Annotated in this window: 18 protein-coding genes; all 18 read right to left on the bottom strand. The window is 58.8% G+C overall.

Annotated features, from left to right (window positions below; translation table 11 throughout):
• Positions 1-55: 55 nt before the first annotated feature.
• The 18 genes from fleR to Q7F16_RS24815 all read right to left on the bottom strand — a co-directional run bounded on the left by fleR (position 56) and on the right by Q7F16_RS24815 (position 20245).
• Complete coding sequence (gene fleR / locus Q7F16_RS24900; RefSeq protein WP_046062989.1) at positions 56-1450, bottom strand: sigma-54-dependent response regulator transcription factor FleR; 1395 nt, start codon at positions 1448-1450, stop codon at positions 56-58.
• 5 nt (positions 1451-1455) lie between these two features.
• The gene (locus Q7F16_RS24895; RefSeq protein ID WP_409556445.1) at positions 1456-2664 is read right to left on the bottom strand and encodes a sensor histidine kinase; all 1209 of its coding nucleotides are present in this window, start codon (positions 2662-2664) and stop codon (positions 1456-1458) included.
• 110 nt (positions 2665-2774) lie between these two features.
• Positions 2775-4250 (bottom strand): sigma-54 dependent transcriptional regulator, encoded by a 1476-nt coding sequence (locus tag Q7F16_RS24890; RefSeq protein WP_003199076.1) that lies wholly within the window; start codon positions 4248-4250, stop codon positions 2775-2777.
• A gap of 169 nt (positions 4251-4419) precedes the next feature.
• Entirely contained in the window at positions 4420-4716 is a 297-nt protein-coding gene (locus Q7F16_RS24885; RefSeq protein WP_014337157.1) for a hypothetical protein, read from the bottom strand.
• A gap of 11 nt (positions 4717-4727) precedes the next feature.
• Positions 4728-5123 carry a flagellar export chaperone FliS gene (gene fliS, locus Q7F16_RS24880; RefSeq protein ID WP_409556444.1) on the bottom strand — a complete coding sequence of 132 codons (396 nt, stop codon included), beginning with the start codon at positions 5121-5123 and terminating at the stop codon, positions 4728-4730.
• A 131-nt stretch (positions 5124-5254) separates the two neighbouring features.
• Positions 5255-6691: a flagellar filament capping protein FliD gene (fliD, locus tag Q7F16_RS24875; protein WP_409556443.1), complete on the bottom strand. Its 1437-nt coding sequence runs from the start codon at positions 6689-6691 to the stop codon at positions 5255-5257.
• A gap of 83 nt (positions 6692-6774) precedes the next feature.
• Positions 6775-7140: a flagellar protein FlaG gene (locus Q7F16_RS24870; protein ID WP_053186546.1), complete on the bottom strand. Its 366-nt coding sequence runs from the start codon at positions 7138-7140 to the stop codon at positions 6775-6777.
• 72 nt (positions 7141-7212) lie between these two features.
• On the bottom strand, positions 7213-8064 hold the full coding sequence (locus Q7F16_RS24865) for a flagellin domain-containing protein (protein WP_409556442.1): 852 nt from the start codon (positions 8062-8064) through the stop codon (positions 7213-7215).
• 253 nt (positions 8065-8317) lie between these two features.
• The gene (locus Q7F16_RS24860) at positions 8318-8587 is read right to left on the bottom strand and encodes a hypothetical protein (protein ID WP_046062986.1); all 270 of its coding nucleotides are present in this window, start codon (positions 8585-8587) and stop codon (positions 8318-8320) included.
• The gene (locus Q7F16_RS24855; protein WP_409556441.1) at positions 8584-9876 is read right to left on the bottom strand and encodes a motility associated factor glycosyltransferase family protein; all 1293 of its coding nucleotides are present in this window, start codon (positions 9874-9876) and stop codon (positions 8584-8586) included. Before Q7F16_RS24855 ends, Q7F16_RS24860 begins: the two co-directional genes overlap by 4 nt.
• 83 nt (positions 9877-9959) lie before the next feature.
• Positions 9960-10886 (bottom strand): ketoacyl-ACP synthase III, encoded by a 927-nt coding sequence (locus Q7F16_RS24850; RefSeq protein ID WP_014337150.1) that lies wholly within the window; start codon positions 10884-10886, stop codon positions 9960-9962.
• A 197-nt stretch (positions 10887-11083) separates the two neighbouring features.
• Positions 11084-12136 (bottom strand): pseudaminic acid synthase, encoded by a 1053-nt coding sequence (pseI, locus tag Q7F16_RS24845; RefSeq protein ID WP_409556440.1) that lies wholly within the window; start codon positions 12134-12136, stop codon positions 11084-11086.
• Positions 12129-13634, bottom strand: coding sequence for a UDP-2,4-diacetamido-2,4,6-trideoxy-beta-L-altropyranose hydrolase (gene pseG, locus Q7F16_RS24840; protein WP_409556439.1), 1506 nt, complete (start codon positions 13632-13634; stop codon positions 12129-12131). Before pseG ends, pseI begins: the two co-directional genes overlap by 8 nt.
• Positions 13631-14332: a pseudaminic acid cytidylyltransferase gene (gene pseF / locus Q7F16_RS24835; protein WP_409556438.1), complete on the bottom strand. Its 702-nt coding sequence runs from the start codon at positions 14330-14332 to the stop codon at positions 13631-13633. The genes pseG and pseF overlap by 4 nt, the downstream gene beginning before the upstream one ends.
• Before the next feature lie 6 nt (positions 14333-14338).
• Positions 14339-15499 (bottom strand): UDP-4-amino-4,6-dideoxy-N-acetyl-beta-L-altrosamine transaminase, encoded by a 1161-nt coding sequence (pseC, locus tag Q7F16_RS24830; protein ID WP_409556437.1) that lies wholly within the window; start codon positions 15497-15499, stop codon positions 14339-14341.
• Positions 15496-16497 carry a UDP-N-acetylglucosamine 4,6-dehydratase (inverting) gene (pseB, locus tag Q7F16_RS24825; protein WP_409556436.1) on the bottom strand — a complete coding sequence of 334 codons (1002 nt, stop codon included), beginning with the start codon at positions 16495-16497 and terminating at the stop codon, positions 15496-15498. The genes pseC and pseB overlap by 4 nt, the downstream gene beginning before the upstream one ends.
• A gap of 26 nt (positions 16498-16523) precedes the next feature.
• Positions 16524-19457 carry a TIGR00180 family glycosyltransferase gene (locus Q7F16_RS24820; RefSeq protein WP_409556435.1) on the bottom strand — a complete coding sequence of 978 codons (2934 nt, stop codon included), beginning with the start codon at positions 19455-19457 and terminating at the stop codon, positions 16524-16526.
• 50 nt (positions 19458-19507) lie between these two features.
• Positions 19508-20245 carry a cephalosporin hydroxylase family protein gene (locus Q7F16_RS24815; protein WP_024617489.1) on the bottom strand — a complete coding sequence of 246 codons (738 nt, stop codon included), beginning with the start codon at positions 20243-20245 and terminating at the stop codon, positions 19508-19510.
• Positions 20246-20253: the final 8 nt, after the last annotated feature.

The raw sequence follows: 20253 nt of genomic DNA, 5'->3' as shown, positions 1-20253 counted from the left end.
CTGACCCACCGCTATCGCGAGCAAGCTCGCTCCCACAGGGATTTTTGGCGCTTATTCAACTGGCGAAGAGATAGGCCTCGACATCCATGCCGGCGTCACGCATCTGCGCCAACTTGTAGCGCAGGGTGCGCGGGCTGATCCCCAGGCGTTCGGCCGCCTCCTTGCGACGCCCGCGCTCGGCGCGCAGGGTGTCGATGATCATCTGGAACTCGCGACGACGCAGGTCGTCTCCCAAGGCGCCGGCCGACTCGCCCTCCACTTCCACCGGGGGCGCTAAGGCCGCTGCCGGCACCGGCGACAATGCAGGCAATGGCGCGCAGGCCACCGGGCCCGCCAGGCAGAAATCCTCCGGCTGGATCAAACCGCCCTGTTGCAGGATCAAGGCCCGCTGGATGGCGTTATCGAGCTCTCGGACATTGCCCGGCCACGGGTAGGCAATCAGACAGGCCCGGGCCTCGACTGAAAACCGGGCAGCCGCGTGCTTCATTTTATTGACGTGCTTGTTCAGCAGACGCTCGGCCAGCGGCAGGATATCGGCGGTGCGCTCGCGCAACGGACGCCAGGCCAGCGGGAACACCGACAAGCGGTAATAAAGGTCTTCACGAAAACGCCCCGCCGCCACTTCGCCGGCCAGGTCGCGGTTGGTGGTTGCCACCACGCGGATATCCAGGCTGATGGGCTTGCGCGCACCGACCCGCTCCACTTCCCGCTCCTGCAAGACCCGCAACAGCTTGGCCTGCAGGCCCATCGGCATTTCGGAAATTTCATCGAGCAGGATCGTGCCGCCGTCGGCCTGCTCGAACTTGCCAGCCTGGGCCGCGATGGCCCCCGTGAACGAACCCTTCTCGTGACCGAACAGTGTCGCCTCGAGCATGTTGTCAGGAATTGCCGCGCAATTGATGGCAATGAACGGTTCGCTGGCGCGCCGGGACTGTTGATGGATGTAGCGCGCCAGCACTTCCTTGCCCGTACCGGACTCGCCGGAAATCAACACGGTCGAATCGCTGCGAGCCACCCGTGCGGCCAATTCCAGCAGTTGCGCACTGGCCGGCTCGATGGCCACCGGGCCTTCGCCCTCGACCGCAAGACTGCCCAGGGCATGACGCGCCACCAGGTCCAGCAGGGCTTTGGGCTCGAACGGCTTGACCAGGTAATCCGCAGCCCCCTGGCGCATGGCATCCACCGCGCGCTCGACGGCGCCGTGAGCGGTCATCAGCAAGACCGGTAGTTGCGGCTGGCGGGCACGTAACAGGCCGAGCAATTGATGGCCGTCCATGCCCGGCATATTGACGTCACTGACCACCAGGCTGAACGCTTCGCGCCCCACCGCCAGCAGCGCTTCTTCCGCCGAACCGACGGCGGCGTAGTCGTGCCCGGCCAGCACCAGCGTATCGGCCAGCGCCTCACGCAGGGCCCGGTCATCCTCAACCAGCAACACCTTGATCGCCATTGCTTTCACTCCACCCCTGGCGCATTGGAAAATAGCGGCAAGCACACCGTCGCACAGGTGCCACGGCCCAGCCGCGAGCGCAGTTGCAATTCTCCCTGATGGGCACGGGCCACAGCCTTGACCACGGTCAGGCCCAGGCCGGTGCCAGTGGTCTTGGTGGTGAAGAATGGCTCGCCCAGGCGTGCCAGCACGGCCGGCTCGATACCGGTGCCGCTGTCACTGACACACAGGCGCAAGGTGTTGTCGCGTGCATATAAGTGCACTTTCAGCCGGACATTGCCGCCGCTGGCCTGGATCGCGTTTTCGATGAGGTTCAACACCGCGCCCACCAATGTGTCGCGGTTACACAGCACTTCACCGACGTGGCTGTCGCACTGCCAGCGGATCGGCAGATCCTGCACATGGGTCAACGCCGCGGCCTGCAACGATTGCAATAAAACCTTGGGGGTAACACGGTCGGTCAACGGCAGCTCGCCGCGAGCGAATACCAGCATGTCGCGCACCTGGTGCTCCAGTTCGTGCAGGCGTTCTTTCAGGCGTCCGGCGAACCGTTGCTGGGTTTCCATCGGCAATTGCTGTTCAGCCAGATGACTGGCATAGAGCAGCGCGGCAGAAAGCGGCGTACGAATCTGATGGGCTAGCGACGCCACCATCCGCCCCAGGGAAGACAGGCGCTCATGGCGAGCCAACTGGTCTTGCAGGTGACGGGTTTCAGTCAAGTCATTGAGCAGCACCAACTGCCCCGGCTCGGCATCCAGCGAACGTGTCGAGATGGACAGGCGCCGACCATCCTTGAGGGACACCTCATGGCCGTCGTCTTCACGGGGCGCAAAGCAGCGGGCGATGACATGCCGCCACAGCTCACCTTCCAACGGCAGGCCGAGCAACTCGCAAGCCGCCGGGTTGGCTTCGCGCACACGGCCGTGGGCGTCGATGACGATAACGCCACCGGGCAACAGATCGAGGAGATTTTGCAGACGATTAGCCAGGCGTTCCTTTTCCGCCAGCTCCTGCATGCGCTGGGCGCTGACCACGGCCAGCTCACCCTTGAGCTCGGTAACCCGAGCTTCAAGCAGGCTGTAGGAATCGGTCAGTTGACTGGACATCTGGTTGAACAGCGAAAATGCCTGCTCAAGTCCAAGCCGGCTTGCCTGCTCGGCGGACGGCATGTGTTCCGGCTCGGGGACAGGAGACATCTGGGCGGCTAGGGTCATCGTGCTCTCTCGCTTGGCTGACCGTCAGTTAAACGGAACGTTGCGAGGGCTATAGCAATACCCGTGCCGAAAAAAAACCGCCTGAAAATCAGGCGGTTGGAAAACAGGCGTCAATCATCCGCCTGTTCATCTCCTTCGCGACGGCTCATGCCGTACTTGCGCATCTTCTCCACCAGGGTGGTACGGCGGATGCGCAGGCGTTCTGCCGCGCGGGCAACGATACCGTTGGCATCGTCCAGCGCCTGCTGGATCAGCCCTTGCTCCAGGCCTCCCAGGTAATCCTTGAGGTCCAGGCCTTCGGGCGGCAACAAGGCATTGGCGGTGAAATCCGGTGTGTGGCCGTTGATTGCCACCCGCTCTTCCAGATCGCTGCGCAGGCTGTCGACCATTTGCTCGTCTTCGTCGTCGACGTAGCGGAACTTCTTCGGCAGTTCGTTCACGCCGATCACCCCGTACGGGTGCATGATCGCCATGCGCTCCACCAGGTTGGCCAGCTCCCGGACGTTGCCCGGCCACCCATGGCGGCACAGGGACATGATCGCCGCCGAATTGAAGCGGATCGAACCGCGCTTTTCGTGCTCCATGCGCGAGATCAGCTCGTTCATCAGCAACGGGATATCTTCGACGCGCTCACGCAGTGGCGCCATTTCGATCGGGAAAACGTTGAGGCGGTAATAGAGGTCTTCGCGGAAGCTGCCAACCTCGATCATGCTCTCGAGGTTCTTGTGCGTGGCGGCGATGATGCGCACATCGACGCTCTGGGTCTTGTTGCTGCCCACGCGCTCGAAGGTGCGCTCCTGCAGGACCCGCAACAGCTTGACCTGCATCGGCAGCGGCATGTCGCCAATTTCGTCGAGAAACAGCGTACCGCCGTTGGCCAATTCGAAACGCCCGGCGCGGCTGGTGATCGCACCAGTAAAGGCACCCTTCTCATGACCAAACAGCTCGCTCTCCAGCAACTCGGCCGGGATCGCGCCACAGTTGACCGGCACGAACGGCGCTTCACGGCGCTTGGAGTGGTAATGCAGGTTGCGCGCGACCACTTCCTTGCCGGTGCCCGACTCGCCCAGGATCAGCACGCTGGCGTCGGTATCGGCGACCTGCTGCATCATCTGCCGCACGTGCTGGATCGCCCGACTGGTGCCGACGAGGCTGCGGAACAGGTTGGGTTCGCGATGCCGACCGCGCTCGCGGGCCTGGTCGTACATCTCGCGATAAACCTGCGCGCGGTGCAGCGAATCAAGCAGCTTGCTGTAGCTGGGCGGCATTTCGAGCGTGGAAAGTACCCGGCGGCGCTGGTCTTCAGGCAGGTCAAGGGAAGAATTTTCGCCCATTAACAAAACCGGAAGGAACTCATCCCAGGTTGAGAGTGTCTTTAGCAAGCCCAAAAGCGTTGCGGGGGCATTCACGGTCCCGATAAGGACACAAATGACCTCGCGACTGGACGACAAAGAGCCGACGGCCTGCTGCCAGTCATGGCTTCCGCAGGGTAAATTTTCTTCGCCAAGAAAATTTAAGATCACCGCCAAGTCGCGGCGGCGGACGCTATCGTCATCGATCAGGAGAATTTTGGTTTCACGCCACATGCAATAGCAACTTCCCTAGTCAACCCAATGCCCGAAATTAGGGGGCAAGCTAGACGCTTGCAGACTTGTCATGCCTGTAGACGCCTTAAATCTGTAAACAGCTACTAGTTAAGTCAAAAAACCGTGCACAGTCAAATTTATGGCGCAACGGGCTCGGATTAACTGAGCATTAACCGAACAGATGGTAAACCTTTGCAGCGTTCTGTGCTTGATGGATCTGTTGCATCTCGTCGACGATCGCCTGACGCTCTCCAGTCGCCGCCTCCAGCAATTGCCGATACACCCCCAGCAATTCCTCAAGATTGATCCGCAACGCCGCCTCATCCACCTGAGACTCGCTCAGGACGTCTTCCATGCAGGAACGGCAGGCCAGGTCCAACTGACCGATGGCCTCCCAGTTACGCTCAGCCAGGGCATCGACCAAGGCATCACGGGTTTGTTCGATTCGCTGCAAGACAAGACTCATGAGCGTACTCCTTAGAATTGCGGACCCGGTACAGCGATGGCATCCCAACCTTCCTTGACCGTGCCAAGCAGATCGGCGACTTCGTCGAGGATCTTCGGATCGGTCTTGGCGTTGGCTTCGGCCAGGCGTTTCATCATGTAGGTGTAGAGGTTATCCAGCTCGGTTACCGACTCGGCCCGGTTTTCCAGGTCCAGGCCTTCACGCAAACCGCCGATAATGCCGATGGCCTTGCTGATCAGTACGCCTTTGTTGGCGATATCCTTGCGCTCCATCGCACCCTTGGCCTGGGCAATGCGATCCAGCCCGCCCTCCATGAGCATCTGCACCAGACGATGGGGACTTGCTTCGGAGGTTTGCGCCTGGGCGCCAATCTTCTGGTATTGGCGAAGGGCTAACATCGGATTCATGTTCTACCTCATCAAAAAACTTCGGTTCGTATAAACAGCGTATCGACGCTGCGTCAAAAAACTTTAGGTCGAAAAGCCGAAAGCCCGGAACGTTGTCAAAACGTTGCCGGGCTTTTTGCATCGGTCGAAAATCAGCTGTTTTTCTGCTGTGCCGTCATCGCTTCGAACATGGAGGTGATGTTGCTGGCGGTGGCTTTCAGCCTGCCTACCAGGGTGTCCATGTCGTTGTACTTTTTGGTCAGTACGGCGGTGAGGGTTTCAACGCGGCGATCCAGGGCCAACTGGTCCTCGCTCAGTTTCGCCTTGAGAATTTCAAGATTCTTGGAGCGCGCCGTCAGAATGTTATCGACGGTCTTCCCATTGGAGTCCTTCTTGCTGGTCTCCGTGTAGGGATTGAGTGCATTCTGCATGCGCTCGATCAGGCCATTCTCGCCAGTGAACAGGGTCTGGATTTCGCCACCCAACTGTTTTTCGTTCACGGCAGTTGCGAACTTTGTACTGTCAAAATCCAGGGCGCCAGTCGTCTGGTTGGTCGTAATCCCCAACTGGGACAACACGGTCAGCTTATCGCCAGCACCGGTTTCGGACAAAGGCGCGCGAATGGCCGCCAAAAGCGAGCGAGGCAACGAGTCGCCGGTCAATGCTGCCGGAACCGAGTTACCCTCAGCGTCTGTCGATGGCCTGGTCAACGAAGTCACAGCCTTCGCGATGGCGTTATAGGCGTCGACAAATTTCTGGATCGAAGCTTTCAGGCCGTCGGTGTTAGCGGCAACAGTGACGGTTGTTGGGCCGGTATCCTCAACGAGCAACGTCATACTCAAGCCCGAGACCACGTTATCCAGCTTGTTGGTCGGGCTGGTCATTGCCAAGCCGTCAACAGTAAAAATAGCGTCCTTGGCAAACCCCAGCGAACCCGAAGAAGTCGCGGTGGGTGATGAGGCCATGGCTACGGAGCCGTCAGCTGCGAGGCTGGCAATGCCGCTGAGGGAAATATCGTTGCCCGCACCGGTCTTAGTCGATCCCACCACAAGACGCGAACCGAAACTGTCGGTCACGATGTTAGCGGCCAGGCCACTGGAGGAGTATTTGCTATTGATAGCGTCCCGAACCGACTGCAGCGTTGAGTCAGCAGGGATATCAAGGGTGTAATCCGTGCCGCCCTGGCTGATAGTCAGCGTACCGGTCTCCACTGCGCTGGAAGCACCGCCTGCGAAAGCAGCCGTCGCAACTTTCGAGGAAGTTGCCAGTTGAGTGACGTTTACCGTGTAAATACCACTAACCGCCGAGTTGCCGGCCGTCACCGTCAATGCACTGGTGTTGGCCGAAGTCGCGGCGACCCCAGTAAATTGGGGCGTGGTCGTGCTGCCCAGGCTTTTCAGCGCGGATTGAAAGGTATCCAGCAGCGACTTCAGGGTGCCGATCCCCGAAATATTGGCCGTATTGGTCTTGGTGGCGCGGTCAATCTGACCTTGCTTGGCTGCTTTGTCAGAATCCACCAATGCCTTGACGATAGCACCGGTATCAAGGCCAGAGCCTAAACCCAAGCCAGGTAGAATTGGACTTGCCATGTGGGACTCCCTTCAGTGTGTCGCCGGCCTTTTGACCTTTACAACCGCTCAAAATAACCAAACAACAAAATTCGTGCCAGCTATCAGGCTTGTGCGCTGAACAGCAGGCTGCTTGCATCATTCAAACTGTTCGCCAGTTTAAGCACTTCTTCATTAGGGATCTGGCGAATCACTTCACCGGAACCACTGGCAATCACTTTGACAACTACTTTGCCTGAAGGCTCATCGATTGAGAACTCCAGGTTGCGCTTGACCGACTGAACGAAGGTTTCAATTTCCTGAACCGCCCTCTTCAATTTCTCTTGTTCGGCCACAGCGTCTTTTGGCTCATCCTTGACCGGTACCACGGTGGCAGCATCGGTTCGAGGCTTCTCCACTGGTTTGTCGGCAAATGTCGTCGCCGGCTTCGCAGCTGGATAAGACAAGTTCAGCTTCACGCTCATATCCATGTCCATCACCTCTTGAACGGAAAAAGCGAGAGAGTACGCAAGCGCACTCCCCCGCTAAAACTCATCCGGCTATTACTGAAGCAGCTTCAGTACAGCGGATGGCAGTTGGTTGGCCTGGGCCAGAACCGAAGTGGAAGCCTGTTGCAGAGTCTGCTGCTTGGTCAGTTGGGCAGTTTCAGCAGCAAAGTCGGTGTCTTGTACACGACCCAGTGCAGCACTGGCGTTTTCATTGACGTTCTGCAGGTTGGAGATGGTGCTGGTCAGACGGTTTTGTGCAGCACCGAGGTCAGCACGGCTGGAGTTGATGGTTGCCAGAGCCGCATCGATTGCATCGATTGCCGCCGAGGTTTTGGCTTCTGAGTCAGTGCTATCGGAACCAACGATGCTGATGGTTGCCGAGTCAACACTCAAAGTTGCAGCGTCGAAGCCGCTATCCAGGGTCAGAGTGATCTGGTTGGTAGCACCGGTGTTGGAACCGACCTGGAAGGTCATGGTGCCAGCGGAACCGTCGATCAGGTTCTTGCCGTTCAGGTTGGTCGAATCAGCGATACGGGTCAGTTCGTCCGACATCTGAGCAAATTCTTTGTTCAGAGCGTCACGGTCAGCAGTACCGTTGGAGTCGTTTCGAGCCTGGACAGCCAGTTCACGCATACGCTGCAGGATGTTGGTGGATTCCTGCAGAGCGCCTTCAGCGGTCTGAGCGATAGAGATACCGTCGTTGGCGTTCTTGATCGCAACAGTCTGACCGCGGATTTGCGAAGTCATACGGGTAGCGATCTGCAGGCCGGCGGCGTCGTCTTTGGCGCTGTTGATTTTCAGGCCGGAAGACAGACGGGTCATCGAAGTGGACAGAGCATCGGAAGCCTTGTTCAGGTTCTTCTGAACGTTCAACGATGTGACGTTAGTGTTTACTGTTAAAGCCATGACGAATTCCTCGTTGGTTGGGTACTGCGGCTTCCGGCCCTGGCAACCGCCGGGTGTGGCCTAGAGAACCTTCGTAATAGTTATCGTCGTAATCGGAACTTGCTTTAGCAGTTTTTTCAAAAATTTTGCCATCAGGGTGCCACCCCTCGTAAATCAAGGACTTGGCGGCGCTCGACAGGTGAAAAAATGACGCCAGGGAAATGCCGGGGCGCGATTCGCTTGGGCAGCGGCGCCAGCTCATCAAGAAAAGGAATTACACCGCCTGACCAGCGGTCAACAGCTCAACCCATTCGTACTCAAGATAGTCCGCCAGCGAGAGCCAGTTCTGAGCCTGCTGATCGTTGAACATCAGCCCCAGCAGCCCGTTCCACGATGATTGGACGTCGCTCTGCATAAGCTCGACCAACGGTTGCGCCGCCTCGACCAATGCAACCATCGCCAGCCCCGCCTCGACATCTCGCCCCAAGCGAAACAGCCGTGCGCACTCACGGGCGTCATCGATTACCCCTTGAAACCCGGTCATTGCACGTACTCCGGATGGAAATCAGCGCCGACGATCAGCGCCCCGTCCCGACTGCTGTTATAGAAACGTACCAGGGGATGCCCGGCGATAAAACGCTCCAACTCACACAGATAGCTGCGGAAGTTGAGTTGGGTCTTGACCCGCTGCCCATGACCATCGAGCACCCAGTGTTTTGCCACGCCCAGTTGTGGCCCCAGATCACCGTCGCCCCAGCCGGCGTGGGTTTTATCATGGGGAAAAGCAAAGTCGGCGCCGAAGAGGGTGATTTGCGCCGCGCCCATTTTCACCGCAAGGTCCACCGCCGGATGAATCACGCTCCCGCCCACGTACAGTTCACCTCGGCGCAGTAACTGTCGCATCTGGTGATAGATGGGGCTGGCGGAATAACCGACGTAACGTAGCCCCTGCCAGGCTTCAATCACTGAAGGCTCAGCCATTGGCAGGTAAACCAGTGCAATATCGCCGGTGTCTTCAGGCGGGAGATGGCGCGCCGAGATGCGTTGATCGATGCTGACCACGATATCCGGTCGAATGCCGTGATTGATCAGCGGTCGGTAGGCCGTATCGACGCAAATCAATAGCGGCCGCTCGGCCTGGTCATTCAGTTTGCGCAATGTTTCGAAGTGCTGCTCAAGGCTGGGTCCTGTGGCAATGACCAACGCCTCCCGTCCATGGAAGGAGCCAAACAGCTCGGTGACGTCGTGATCCGTTTGCACAAGATTGAAAGTGGCTTGCAGGCGCTCGATGATCTCCGGCGCCTTGGGGTCGAATTCCCGATTACTGAAGGCCAGATGGATTTCACTGATCAATCGGTCGCGAATTTTTGCATTGAAATCATCGGCCAGCACCAGCTCGGCGGGCAATGCGAAAAACGGCAACTGGATTTCCGCCAGATCGCCTGCATAGAGCAGTTCAACCCGCGAGTCGGCAAGCCATGGCGATTGATCCAGCAACTGCAACACCAGGGCAAACACTGAGCCATTGAGGATATGCACGTACAGGCGTTCAACCCCTGCCCGCTCCAGCATATGGTTTTGCAGGTCCCCCAATCCGGTGCCATAGACATGCACAACGGCGGCGTCCGGCGGTAGGCTGGCGGCTTGCAGGTCAGCCTCGGCGAGACGGTCATGGCGGCTGGTCAACTGGATGCCATTGATGCTCAAGGTCGATCCAAGCCCCTCGACCAAATCTGCCTGCAACGCACCAGCATCCTCCAGCAGCAGCCGCTCGGCCAGCGCCGGCCAGCGTTGCTCGATCACCTGGAGATTGCGCTGAAAAAACTCGCTCATGGCGCCTCGCTTTTCGATCAGGCAAAAAAATAGCGTTCAAGGTTACACCTTGGACGCTATTTTTGTGCCCGGGTTTTAGTGGCTCACGGGCGATAGATGATCGCCGAGCCCCAGGACAGGCCTACGCCGAAACCGCTCAAGGCCACGCGCTTCCACTCGGAATCGAGCACGTGCTTTTCCAGCAGCAACGGAATGCTCGACGACACGGTGTTCCCGGTCTCGACCATATCCTTGATGAACTTCTCCGGCTCGCCCTCGAAACGCCGCGCCACGGCATCGACAATCGCCGCACTGCCCTGGTGAATGCAAAACGCATCAATGTCGCTGGCTTGCAGATCGGAATCGGCGAGCAACTCATGCAGATGGGCTGGCACCTTGAGCAAGGCGAAGTTGAACACCTGGCGGCCGTTCATGAAGAACACGCCGTCGCTGACCTTCAGGTGCGGCGCGCCGGAACCGTCAGTGCCGAACTTGGCCTTGCCCAGTTGCCACGGCGCATCTTCACCCATCCAAGTGGCGGTGGCGGCGTCGCCAAACAGCATCGTGGTGTTGCGGTCTTCCGGGTCGACGATTTTCGAATACGGATCGGCCGTCACCAACAGGCCATTCTTCAGGCCAGCGGCCTCCATGAAGCCCTTGATGGCGTAGATGCCATAGACATAACCCGAACACCCCAGGGAGATGTCGAACGCCGCCACGGTGGTCGGCAAGCCGAGTTTGTCCTGGACGATAGCCGCCGTGTGCGGCAAGCCTTCTTCATCGCCGTTCTGGGTGACAACGATCAGCACGTCGATGGATTCGCGTTTCAGGCCGGGGTTGTTGGCAAACAGCGCATTGACCGCTTCGACACACAGGTCCGAGGTTTCCTGCCCGTCATCCTTGCGTGGCAAGAAGGCCGAACCGATCTTGCCCAGGATGAATTCTTCATCCTTTTCAAACTTCGCACCTTGTGCGTAATTGTCCACGCCGGCTACAGGAACGTAGCTCGCAATGCTTTTTATGCCAATCATTACGGCTTCCCAATCAAAAACAGCCCAATACCACCGCTCGCAAGGAATCGAGGGGCGCCGACAAACGGGAAGTGTAAAGGGCTATCACTGGGCCTGATAAGGGCCAGGCGCCATCTTCCCGGTCAATACAATACAGTGAAGATGCGCGTTATGACTCGCAGGTCACGCTATTTTGCCGATAAAGCTCACTCAAAAAGCTATTCAACCAGCGACCAGGCCATTGGCGTACCACGCTTGATGGCCTCGCGAGCTCGACGCCCCATCAACGCATCCGCATGTTTGGGGGCCAGTCCCAGGCCCGGGCGGATAGCCCGGACGTTTTGCGTCGTGAAGGTTTCGCCGGGGTTCATATCCTTCGTCACGTACAGCGAACGGCGGTAGACCAGCGACTTGCGCTCGGCCTCGGTCACGCCATAGTGCACCTGCCCCATGGCCTGCCAGGCGCGTTCGGTTTCGACGACCAACGCCGCCAGCTCCAACGGTTCCAGGGAAAAACTGGCGTCCACCCCACCGGCCGCGCGGTCGAGGGTGAAATGCTTTTCCACCACGGTCGCGCCCAATGCCACGGCGGCAACAGACACTCCGACGCCCATGGAGTGATCAGACAATCCCACTTCACAACCGAATAGCGCTCGCAGATGGGGAATCGTGCGCACATTGCTATTGGCCGGTGTGGCCGGATAAGTACTGGTGCATTTGAGCAACACCAGGTCCTTGCAACCGGCCTCGCGGGCGGCGCGCACGGTATCGTCGAGTTCGGCAATGCTGGCCATGCCGGTGGAAATGATCAACGGTTTACCAGTAGCGGCAACCCGGCGGATCAGTGGCAGGTCTGTGTTTTCGAAACTGGCGATCTTGTAGGCCGGCACACCCAGGCTTTCAAGAAAATCCACCGCCGTTTCGTCGAACGGCGTCGAGAACGCCAGCATGCCCAACGCCTTGGCCCGGGCAAAAATCGGCGCATGCCATTCCCAGGGCGTATGGGCTTTTTCATACAGATCATAAAGCGACGTTCCAGCCCAGAGGCTGTTAGGGTCCTTGATGAAAAACTCGCCCTCGTTCAGATCCAGCGTCATGGTATCGGCAGTGTAGGTCTGCAGCTTCAAGGCGTGCGCCCCTGCCCGGGCAGCGGCCTCGACGATCTGCAATGCCAACTCCAGGGACTGGTTATGGTTGCCACTCATCTCGGCAATGATGAACGGCGGCGCCTCCGCCCCGATGATACGGTGGCCGATCTTGAAACTACTCATGAGGGTGGTCCTTCAATACGCGCGTGAGCACGCAAGTACTCTGAATAAAACCGGCCTGGCGAAACAGGCTCAGGGAGGTTTGATTGGCCGGCAGGACTTGCGCGGTAAGAACCCGCAGTTGAGGCCAGTGGACAGCAGCAAACGCTTCGCCACGGGCCAGCAACGCTTTGCCCCACCCCATCCCCATCCGGTCTTCGAATAGATAAATCGACACGAGCGCCTCGTCACCCTGCAGGTCATAACGCAATGCACCCACCGGGCCATCTGCCGCTTCGCCGATCAGCAACAGGCGTTGCGCATTGATCAGGCTTGTTTGCAGCCATTGGCAATGGCGGCTCCAGTCGATCACCGATGTATCCAACGACACACGGCGCACAGCCTCGGCGTTACGGCCATCAAAAAGCAATTGGGCGTCGTCTTGTGTGGCCGGGCGAACTCGCAACACTGCACCGGCCAACGCGACAGCGACCCGTTGGACGCCCAAGCCATCGACCAGTTGCCGGGAGCGCTCGGCCAAACTCCTGCGCAGGTCTTGATTGCCTGCGACAAACCCAATGGCCTGGCGTAACTGTTCGACACTGACCTCCTCGTGGCGACCGAGATAAATATGGGATCCGGAGATCGCCATCACCTCACCATTGGCCTGCTGATTATTCGATACCGCGATGCAAATTGTTGGCAACCCCATTGCGGCACGCTCCCAACTGGTACCACCACCGGCGCCAATGAACAGATCGGCGTCGATCATGAGCTGATGGAAATGGCTGACAAAGCTGTGCAGGCGCCAATAAGGTCGACTCGCCGCCATCCCCTGCATCTGAGCCCAAGCCGGGTTGTCGGCACCCGCGACAAAATCGACTTCAAGCTCATCAAAATCCGCCAGCGCGAGCATGGCACGGTGGGTCTGCATCGCCGCGTCAAACCCACCGAAGTTCACCAGTACGCGCCTGGCCTTGGGTTTTATGGTAATCGCCTCGCTGCGAAACTCATCTCGCAACAGCGCATAACGCGGCCCCAGCAGCGCCTGACAATGCTCTGGCAACAAACCCGAGTAGGCAGCGCGGGTCCCGGACAGGTTCTGGTTGAGCAGTAAATCAACGTCATAAGTGCGGCTGGCCAAATCGTCCACTGCCATGATCCTTGGCGCAAAGCGCCGGGCGGCAGTTTGCCAACGATGATCCAGGCCGTAATGGTCGACGATGATCCAGTCGAAACCAGACTGGCCGCCTAGTACCCGTTCCAACGCCGTGATGTCCGCCTGCCAGGGCAGCAAGGACTCGATGGCCTGCTGCGGGTCTTCCCCAGGATAAGAATCCGGCAGAGCAAACGTCTCGAAGCCCTCGGATGCCAAGGCTTGCAGACGATGCCCCAGCAACTGGCGGCAAGCAAACGCGACATGCGTCCCCTGCTCACGCAACACGCGAGCCAAGGTCAGGCAGCGGGCGATGTGCCCACTGCCGATGGTTGGCGAAGCGTCGGCGCGGATCAGGATCCTCATTGCAGCTCACCGCCAGCCTTCAATGCCGCATAGAGGTATTCGGCCCGTTTCCAATCTTCGAGTGTGTCGATGTCCTGCACCAGATGGCGAGGCAGGACCAACGGCAAGCTGCTGGGTGAAAACAATTTATCACCGCGTAACCAAGCTTCCCGGCGCCCCCAGTAGAATTGGCCGGCGTCCTGAAACGCTTCGGGCAGGTCCTGGGAACGCGTGTCGCGAAACTGCGGATAAAGCGGGGTCAGCGCCCCCTGCTCATCCAGGATCAAAGCGCGTTGCACGGGAAAACCGAAGCCCGTCACCGAGAACGCGAACGACTTGTCAGGATGCTTGCGCAACAGCTCCAGTCCCTGGTGCAGAAACCGAGCCTGCAGCAGCGGCGCAGTGGCATAAATGCAACAGGCAAAATCGAACGAGCGCTCATGCAATTCGCCCAAGGCATGGGCAATCACCGCCGCCGTCCCCGTGAAATCATCGGCCAACGTCGCCGGTCGCATGAACGGCACCTGCGCACCATGGACCTGCGCCAGCTCAGCGATCTCTTCGTCGTCGGTACTGACGATCACGTCATCGAACAACCGTGACGCCAGGGCTGTACGAATCGAGCGAACGATCATCGGAACGCCATCGAACAGCTTCAGGTTCTTGCGCGGGATCCGCTTGCTGCCGCCACGGGCAGGAATGATCGCGACTGCGCTCACGTGTCGTTACTCCTCAAGCAATCGGTGTAGTTGCTCGACCACATAGTCCTGCTGTTCATCACTGAGGGAAGGGAACATGGGCAAGCTGATCGCTTCGCTGTAATAACGTTCGGCCTGGGGAAAATCCCCTGTGGCGAATCCCAGGTCACGGTAATACGGTTGCAAATGAACCGGAATGTAATGCAGGTTTACGCCAATCCCGGCCGCGCGCAAGCCCTCGAACACCTGAAGGTGGCTGAGGGTGATGTCATCAAGTTGCAAGCGCACCACATACAAATGCCAGGCCGACTCCGCCTCGGGCTGTAAGCCCGGCAAGGTCAATGGCAAACCGCCCAGCAAACGATGGTATCGCGCTGCCAACTCACGGCGCCGTGCGATAAACCCATCCAACTTGTTCAACTGCGAGAGCCCCAGCGCGGCCTGCAGGTCTGTCATGCGGTAATTGAAACCCAACTCGACTTGCTGGTAGTACCACGGCCCATGGCTGGGCTCGGTCATTTGACCGGCGTCGCGGGTCATTCCGTGGCTGCGCAGGCGTTGCAGGCGCTGTGCCAGGTCCGGGCGATTGGTCAGGACCATGCCGCCTTCGGCGCTCGTGATGATTTTCACAGGATGGAAACTAAATACTGTCATGTCCGCGAATTCGCCACAGCCCACTGGTCGGCCAGCATAAGACGCCCCCACTGCATGGGAAGCATCCTCGATCACTGTGAAGTCGTATCGCTCGGATAGCTGGCCGATTCTGCGCATGTCACAGCTTTGCCCCGAGAATGCCACCGCCACCAACACTTTGGGCAGAGTCCCATCGCGCTCGGCCTCTTCAAGCTTTGTGGCAAGGGCATGGGCATCGAGATTCCAGGTCAGCGGATCGACATCGACAAAATCGACCTGCGCGCCGCAATAACGCCCGCAGTTGGCCGAAGCCAGGAAGGTATTGGGGGTAGTCCATAAACGATCACCTGGCCCTAGCCCCGCCGCCACGCAGGCGATGTGCAGCGCGGCGGTCGCATTGCACACCGCCACGGCGTGATCGGCCTGGCAACGGAGGGCCATGGCCTGTTCGAAACGCTCAAGAGTCGGCCCCTGGGTCAGCCAATCGGAGTGTAATACCGCGACCACCGCATCGATGTCAGCTTGATCGAGGCTTTGCCGACCGTAGGGAATCATGTCGGCAACCGGGCATGAAGGTCGGCAATCTGATCCACCGACAAAAAGTGCGGATTGGTGTCGGAGCGATATTCGAAGTCCTCCGCCACAGGCTTGCCGCACTCACCCAGATTGTCCAGCGCGAAATCCACATCCACGCTGGTAAAGCGAATCGACGGCTGGATGGTGTAGTGATCGGCAAACTCGATGGTCATGCGCGCGTCATCGAGCGGCACCATTAGCTCATGAAGTTTTTCGCCAGGACGAATCCCAACGTTCTTGTGAGGCAAATGCCCAGCCATGCCCAACGCCAGATCGACGATACGAATCGACGGAATTTTCGGCACGAAGACTTCACCGCCGTGCATGCGGGCAAAGCTATCGAGCACAAACTGCACGCCGTGGTCGAGGGTGATCCAGAAACGGGTCATGCGTTCATCCGTGATCGGCAGCTCCGTCGCACCCTCTGCGATCAACTTGCTGAAGAACGGCACCACCGAGCCTCGCGAACCGGCGACATTGCCATAGCGCACCACGGCGAACCGGGTCTGCTGTTCACCGGCGATATTGTTGGCCGCTACGAATAGTTTGTCTGACAGCAACTTGGTCGCGCCGTACAGATTAATTGGGCTGGCCGCTTTGTCGGTGGACAGCGCAACGACTTTCGTCGCGCCGTTGTCGATGGCCGCCGCAATGATGTTTTCTGCGCCATTGACGTTGGTGCGAATGCACTCGGTGGGATTGTATTCCGCCGCCGGCACCTGTTTGAGGGCCGCCGCATGCACCACATAATCGATGCCACGCATGGCTTGGCGCAGACGATCGGCGTCACGCACGTCCCCGAGAAAATAACGCATGCACGGGGCATTGAAGGTTTGTTGCATCTCGTACTGCTTGAGTTCGTCGCGGGAAAACACCACCACACGCTTGGGCTGGTATTGCTCCAGTAACCGGCGGATGAAATTGCGCCCGAACGAGCCGGTGCCGCCGGAGATGAAAATCGATTTACCGTTGAACATACCCTGATTCCTTTTGCCTGGCAGGCTTATGCGAGCAACCGCGCCCAGTCGACTGCCGTGGCGGTACCCAGCGCAAAACCGGTGCCGGTCAAGGCCAGGTTCGGATTACGAGCCGCGTCATGGTCGAAGCGCGCCTGCCACTTGTTGCGCAAGGTGTCGGCCGCCTCCGGCACATCGGGGAACGTACCGGCGTGCAGCATTTGGGCCTGAGGCGTCCAGACCGTGAGATAACCCGCGTCGGCGATTTTCAGGCACAGGTCGACATCGGCAAAGGCCTCGCCGAAATGATCCTCGTCCAGGCCGCCAACGGCTTCGAACAAGTCCTTGCGGATCATCAGGCAAACGCCGGACACCGCCGAGTAGTTCTGCTCCACTTGGTGGCCGTTGAGGTAGCCCTTGGCGTCCTTGCGTTCGCCCACAAATACCGAGCTCACCTGGCCGTCGGGAGCGAGCACCAGGCCAGCCTGGGTCGTGATACCGCGTATCTCCATTTGTTTGCTGCCGACGATCCCCACTTCAGGCCGCTGGGCCTGATTGAGCAGACTGTCGAGCCAGTTGGCGTTGACCACCTGCACCTGGGACGATAGTAGGACCAGGTACTCCCCTTTGGCCTGGGCACTCGCCCAGTTGTTCAGGGCCGAAGCGCTGAGGCGCCGGTCGCTGCGCAGGATGCGGATCCGATCACCCTTCCCTTCAAGACTGTCGAGCCACTGAGCCAACGCTTCGGACTGGCTATGATTGTCCGCGATCAGAATTTCATGACGATGGTAACGCGTGCGCTGCAGCACACTGACCAACGCCTGCTGTACCTGTTCAAAGTTGTCCCGACTTTCGAGAATGATCGAAACCAATGGCCGCTCGGCATGCTGGTAGTCGATTTGATAGGTCAACGGTTGCGCCGAAGTGACCTGAGGCCGATAACCCCGGGCTGCCAGGTGGCGTGTCAGTACTTGACGTTCCTGGGAATTTTCCTCTTCCGCCGGGGCGTTGCAGATCAGCAACGGCTCGGCCAAATGCGCAAGGCCGCTGAGCCCTTCGTCCTCGATCAGGCGCAACAACAGATCCAGCTCCAGGGCCTGAGTGTATTCCGCGGTAAAGCCGCGAGCCTGGGCCAGTACATCACGACGAATCAGCCAGTGACGAGCCATCAACGAGGGCACCGATTGCAGCAGATCGAGGTTGACGCCCGGACGGAACACGTCAGTGAGGCTGCCGTCAGCCTTGCGCTGGATTTCATCCATGGCCACGGCGCGCACACCTTCGGCACCGATCAATTCGAGGCTGGCGCGCAGCAGGCCGTTTTGGGTGAACTGGTCACCGGCCTCGACCAGCACCATCCAGTCGGCGCTGGACTGCTCGATAACCTGGTTGATGCGCTCTACATAATTAGTCGTGCTGACTTTGACGAAGTGCACGGTGTCGCGCACGGTGGTGGTCGCCGGCAGGTCACCCGTGGTGAACACCACGACATTGAATGCTTTGCAATGGCTATTGACCAGGCTGTCGAAGGTGGCCTGCAACTTGAACATGTCTGCGTCCAGATCCAGCAACAGGACGCCAAACCGCGGCCCGCCCTGATGCTCGGCCAGATGGGCGGCGATGGACTTGAGTTGCTGTTCATCCGGGTTACGCGCTTCAAGCCAGCTCAACAAGCGACCGGAATGCATGTTTTCCAGTAACCGGCGGCCCTGCTGTCCCGGCACCGAGTCCAGGCGCTCGGCCCAAGCCTGCAATTTCACGGCTTCCTCGGGCTCGTCGCTATTCTTCAACGATTCGGCCAAGCGCTTGACCACGGTACGGTTGAACGCATACAGGCCCTGGGCCTCCCACAAACGACTGCGTATCGTGCGCTCGTTGTCATTGGGTTGCACGCGCATCAGTTCGTGCTGGCGCAGCAGAATGCCTTCCAGTTGCTGAAGTTGCAGGCGACCGGCCGGCATGGCGTGCAACAGGAATTCAAACTGGGCCAGGAGATCGAATACTCGCAGGTTGTAAAAAGGCATCTCGACAAATTGTTGCGGGCCAAACGAACGCACTGGCTCACTACCGGCCTGCGGCCAGGCCGAACGAATGATCTGTGTACCCTTGAGTGAACGCCCTTGCTGCAGGCAGTCAGCCATGGCCGCGAAACTGTCCAGAGCAATCTGCTTGGCACGTCCGTGCGCTTGCTCGCGCAGCGGCGTTGGAAGGGATGCCAGGAACTCGGCGAATTGCTCGCGCTCGGCAACGCTTTTGGCGTCCTTGTAGCTAAGCACGGTCAACACATTGGTGTTGTGCTCGGAACCGCCGTAATTGGCCTCGCGAACGGCAAATGGAATCGGCAGGATCCGCGCCTTGGCGCAGGCCAGCAGATAAAAGGTGTGGCCGATCTCCTGCCATTCGAAACTGGTGCCCGGCGGCAACAGGCCATACCACTGTTGCAGCAGATCAGTGCGGGTCACGGCATAAAATGGCGGCAGGAACTGGTCCATGAAGCGGATGACCCGGTCTTCGGCCAGCTCGCTGTTGTAATCCTCATGCACCTTGCGATCGCGACGGAAGTAATTCACTTCAGTCGCGCAGGACAGATACATGATCCCGTAGCCATGGCACAGGCCATAGTCGGGGTTGGCCTCGAGAAACTCCACCGATTCGGTCAAGGCATCGTGCAGCAGGAAATCGTCATCGGCGGCAAACACCATGTACGGCGTCGTGACCTGATTGACGCCATACACCAGTTTGTCCTGCAGTCCCTTGTAGGTGAACTGAGGCAAGTGTCGGTAGTCGACCGAGGGAAAATCCCGGGCGATTTGCTCATCGCGCTCAACCGACGAATCAAGCACCAGTACCGAACACGGATAGCTGCTGTAGTAATGCAATGTACGCCGCAGGAATGCGCTGCGGTTGTGGGAAATCACCACCACGGTGAACCGCTCGTTCAGCGGTGCCACGTTGTTTTGAATATTGTTTCGAACCTGCATATTTCCTGTCCCCACAACCTGCCAGACGCCAATGACTTGAAACGGATGAATTAACGAACCCGACGCAGATAACCGTCTGGAGCAACGGTGATCAGCAGCTTGTTCTGCAATTGCTGGTCAATTTCAAAATCAGCGTTTTCCTCAAGGTATTTCCACACGGCGGTTTTCGGGTTATCGCCAGGGCCCCATGGGCGATCCGGGAAAAAGTCCGCTGGCATGTCTTCGACCACGGTGTCCATCACCACGCAATAGCTGCCCACCGAGACAAGCGGCGCGTACAGGCGCAGCTCTTCGAGCACATGATCATGGGTATGGTTGGAATCGAGCACCAGGATGACTTTCTTGCCTTTGGCCGCTGCATGGACCTGCTCGGCGATGGCCGGATCGATGCTCGACCCCTCGATCATCGAGATGCGTTTGCTCATCGGGTGGCTCTCGATGGCTTCGCGGTTATGAGGGCGAATATCCAGGTCGATGCCCAGCACTTCGCCATGGCCCTGCAGCTCCAGCAACGAGGCGTAATAAATGATCGAACCGCCGTGAGCGATGCCGCATTCGATGATCAGGTCAGGCTTGATCTGCCAGATCAACTCCTGCATCGCCATCATGTCCTGTGGCAGCTGGATGATCGGCCGACCCATCCATGAAAAATGGTAGCTGTACTTGTGGCGGGCCGATTCGTTGAAAAACTCCTTGGCCAAGCCGACGAGTTTCTGGTCTTGGCCTTGACCGGCGATTTCGGTCTGGCATTGGGCTTCGAAAGCTTTATGGATAGTGTTGTCGGTCATTTTCGAAT

This window comes from Pseudomonas sp. Lb2C2, assembly GCF_052112205.1.
GTDB classification, from domain to species: Bacteria; Pseudomonadota; Gammaproteobacteria; order Pseudomonadales; family Pseudomonadaceae; genus Aquipseudomonas; species Aquipseudomonas kilonensis.
This window is presented reverse-complemented; position numbering and strand designations above follow the sequence as displayed.

Coding starts and splice junctions, on each gene's coding strand:
- fleR (WP_046062989.1), bottom strand. CDS start 1,450: ATGGCGATCAAGGTGTTGCTGGTTGAGGATGACCGGGCCCTGCGTGAG.
- Q7F16_RS24895 (WP_409556445.1), bottom strand. CDS start 2,664: ATGACCCTAGCCGCCCAGATGTCTCCTGTCCCCGAGCCGGAACACATG.
- Q7F16_RS24890 (WP_003199076.1), bottom strand. CDS start 4,250: ATGTGGCGTGAAACCAAAATTCTCCTGATCGATGACGATAGCGTCCGC.
- Q7F16_RS24885 (WP_014337157.1), bottom strand. CDS start 4,716: ATGAGTCTTGTCTTGCAGCGAATCGAACAAACCCGTGATGCCTTGGTC.
- fliS (WP_409556444.1), bottom strand. CDS start 5,123: ATGAATCCGATGTTAGCCCTTCGCCAATACCAGAAGATTGGCGCCCAG.
- fliD (WP_409556443.1), bottom strand. CDS start 6,691: ATGGCAAGTCCAATTCTACCTGGCTTGGGTTTAGGCTCTGGCCTTGAT.
- Q7F16_RS24870 (WP_053186546.1), bottom strand. CDS start 7,140: ATGGATATGAGCGTGAAGCTGAACTTGTCTTATCCAGCTGCGAAGCCG.
- Q7F16_RS24865 (WP_409556442.1), bottom strand. CDS start 8,064: ATGGCTTTAACAGTAAACACTAACGTCACATCGTTGAACGTTCAGAAG.
- Q7F16_RS24860 (WP_046062986.1), bottom strand. CDS start 8,587: ATGACCGGGTTTCAAGGGGTAATCGATGACGCCCGTGAGTGCGCACGG.
- Q7F16_RS24855 (WP_409556441.1), bottom strand. CDS start 9,876: ATGAGCGAGTTTTTTCAGCGCAATCTCCAGGTGATCGAGCAACGCTGG.
- Q7F16_RS24850 (WP_014337150.1), bottom strand. CDS start 10,886: ATGATTGGCATAAAAAGCATTGCGAGCTACGTTCCTGTAGCCGGCGTG.
- pseI (WP_409556440.1), bottom strand. CDS start 12,136: ATGAGTAGTTTCAAGATCGGCCACCGTATCATCGGGGCGGAGGCGCCG.
- pseG (WP_409556439.1), bottom strand. CDS start 13,634: ATGAGGATCCTGATCCGCGCCGACGCTTCGCCAACCATCGGCAGTGGG.
- pseC (WP_409556437.1), bottom strand. CDS start 15,499: ATGATTCCCTACGGTCGGCAAAGCCTCGATCAAGCTGACATCGATGCG.
- pseB (WP_409556436.1), bottom strand. CDS start 16,497: ATGTTCAACGGTAAATCGATTTTCATCTCCGGCGGCACCGGCTCGTTC.
- Q7F16_RS24820 (WP_409556435.1), bottom strand. CDS start 19,457: ATGCAGGTTCGAAACAATATTCAAAACAACGTGGCACCGCTGAACGAG.
- Q7F16_RS24815 (WP_024617489.1), bottom strand. CDS start 20,245: ATGACCGACAACACTATCCATAAAGCTTTCGAAGCCCAATGCCAGACC.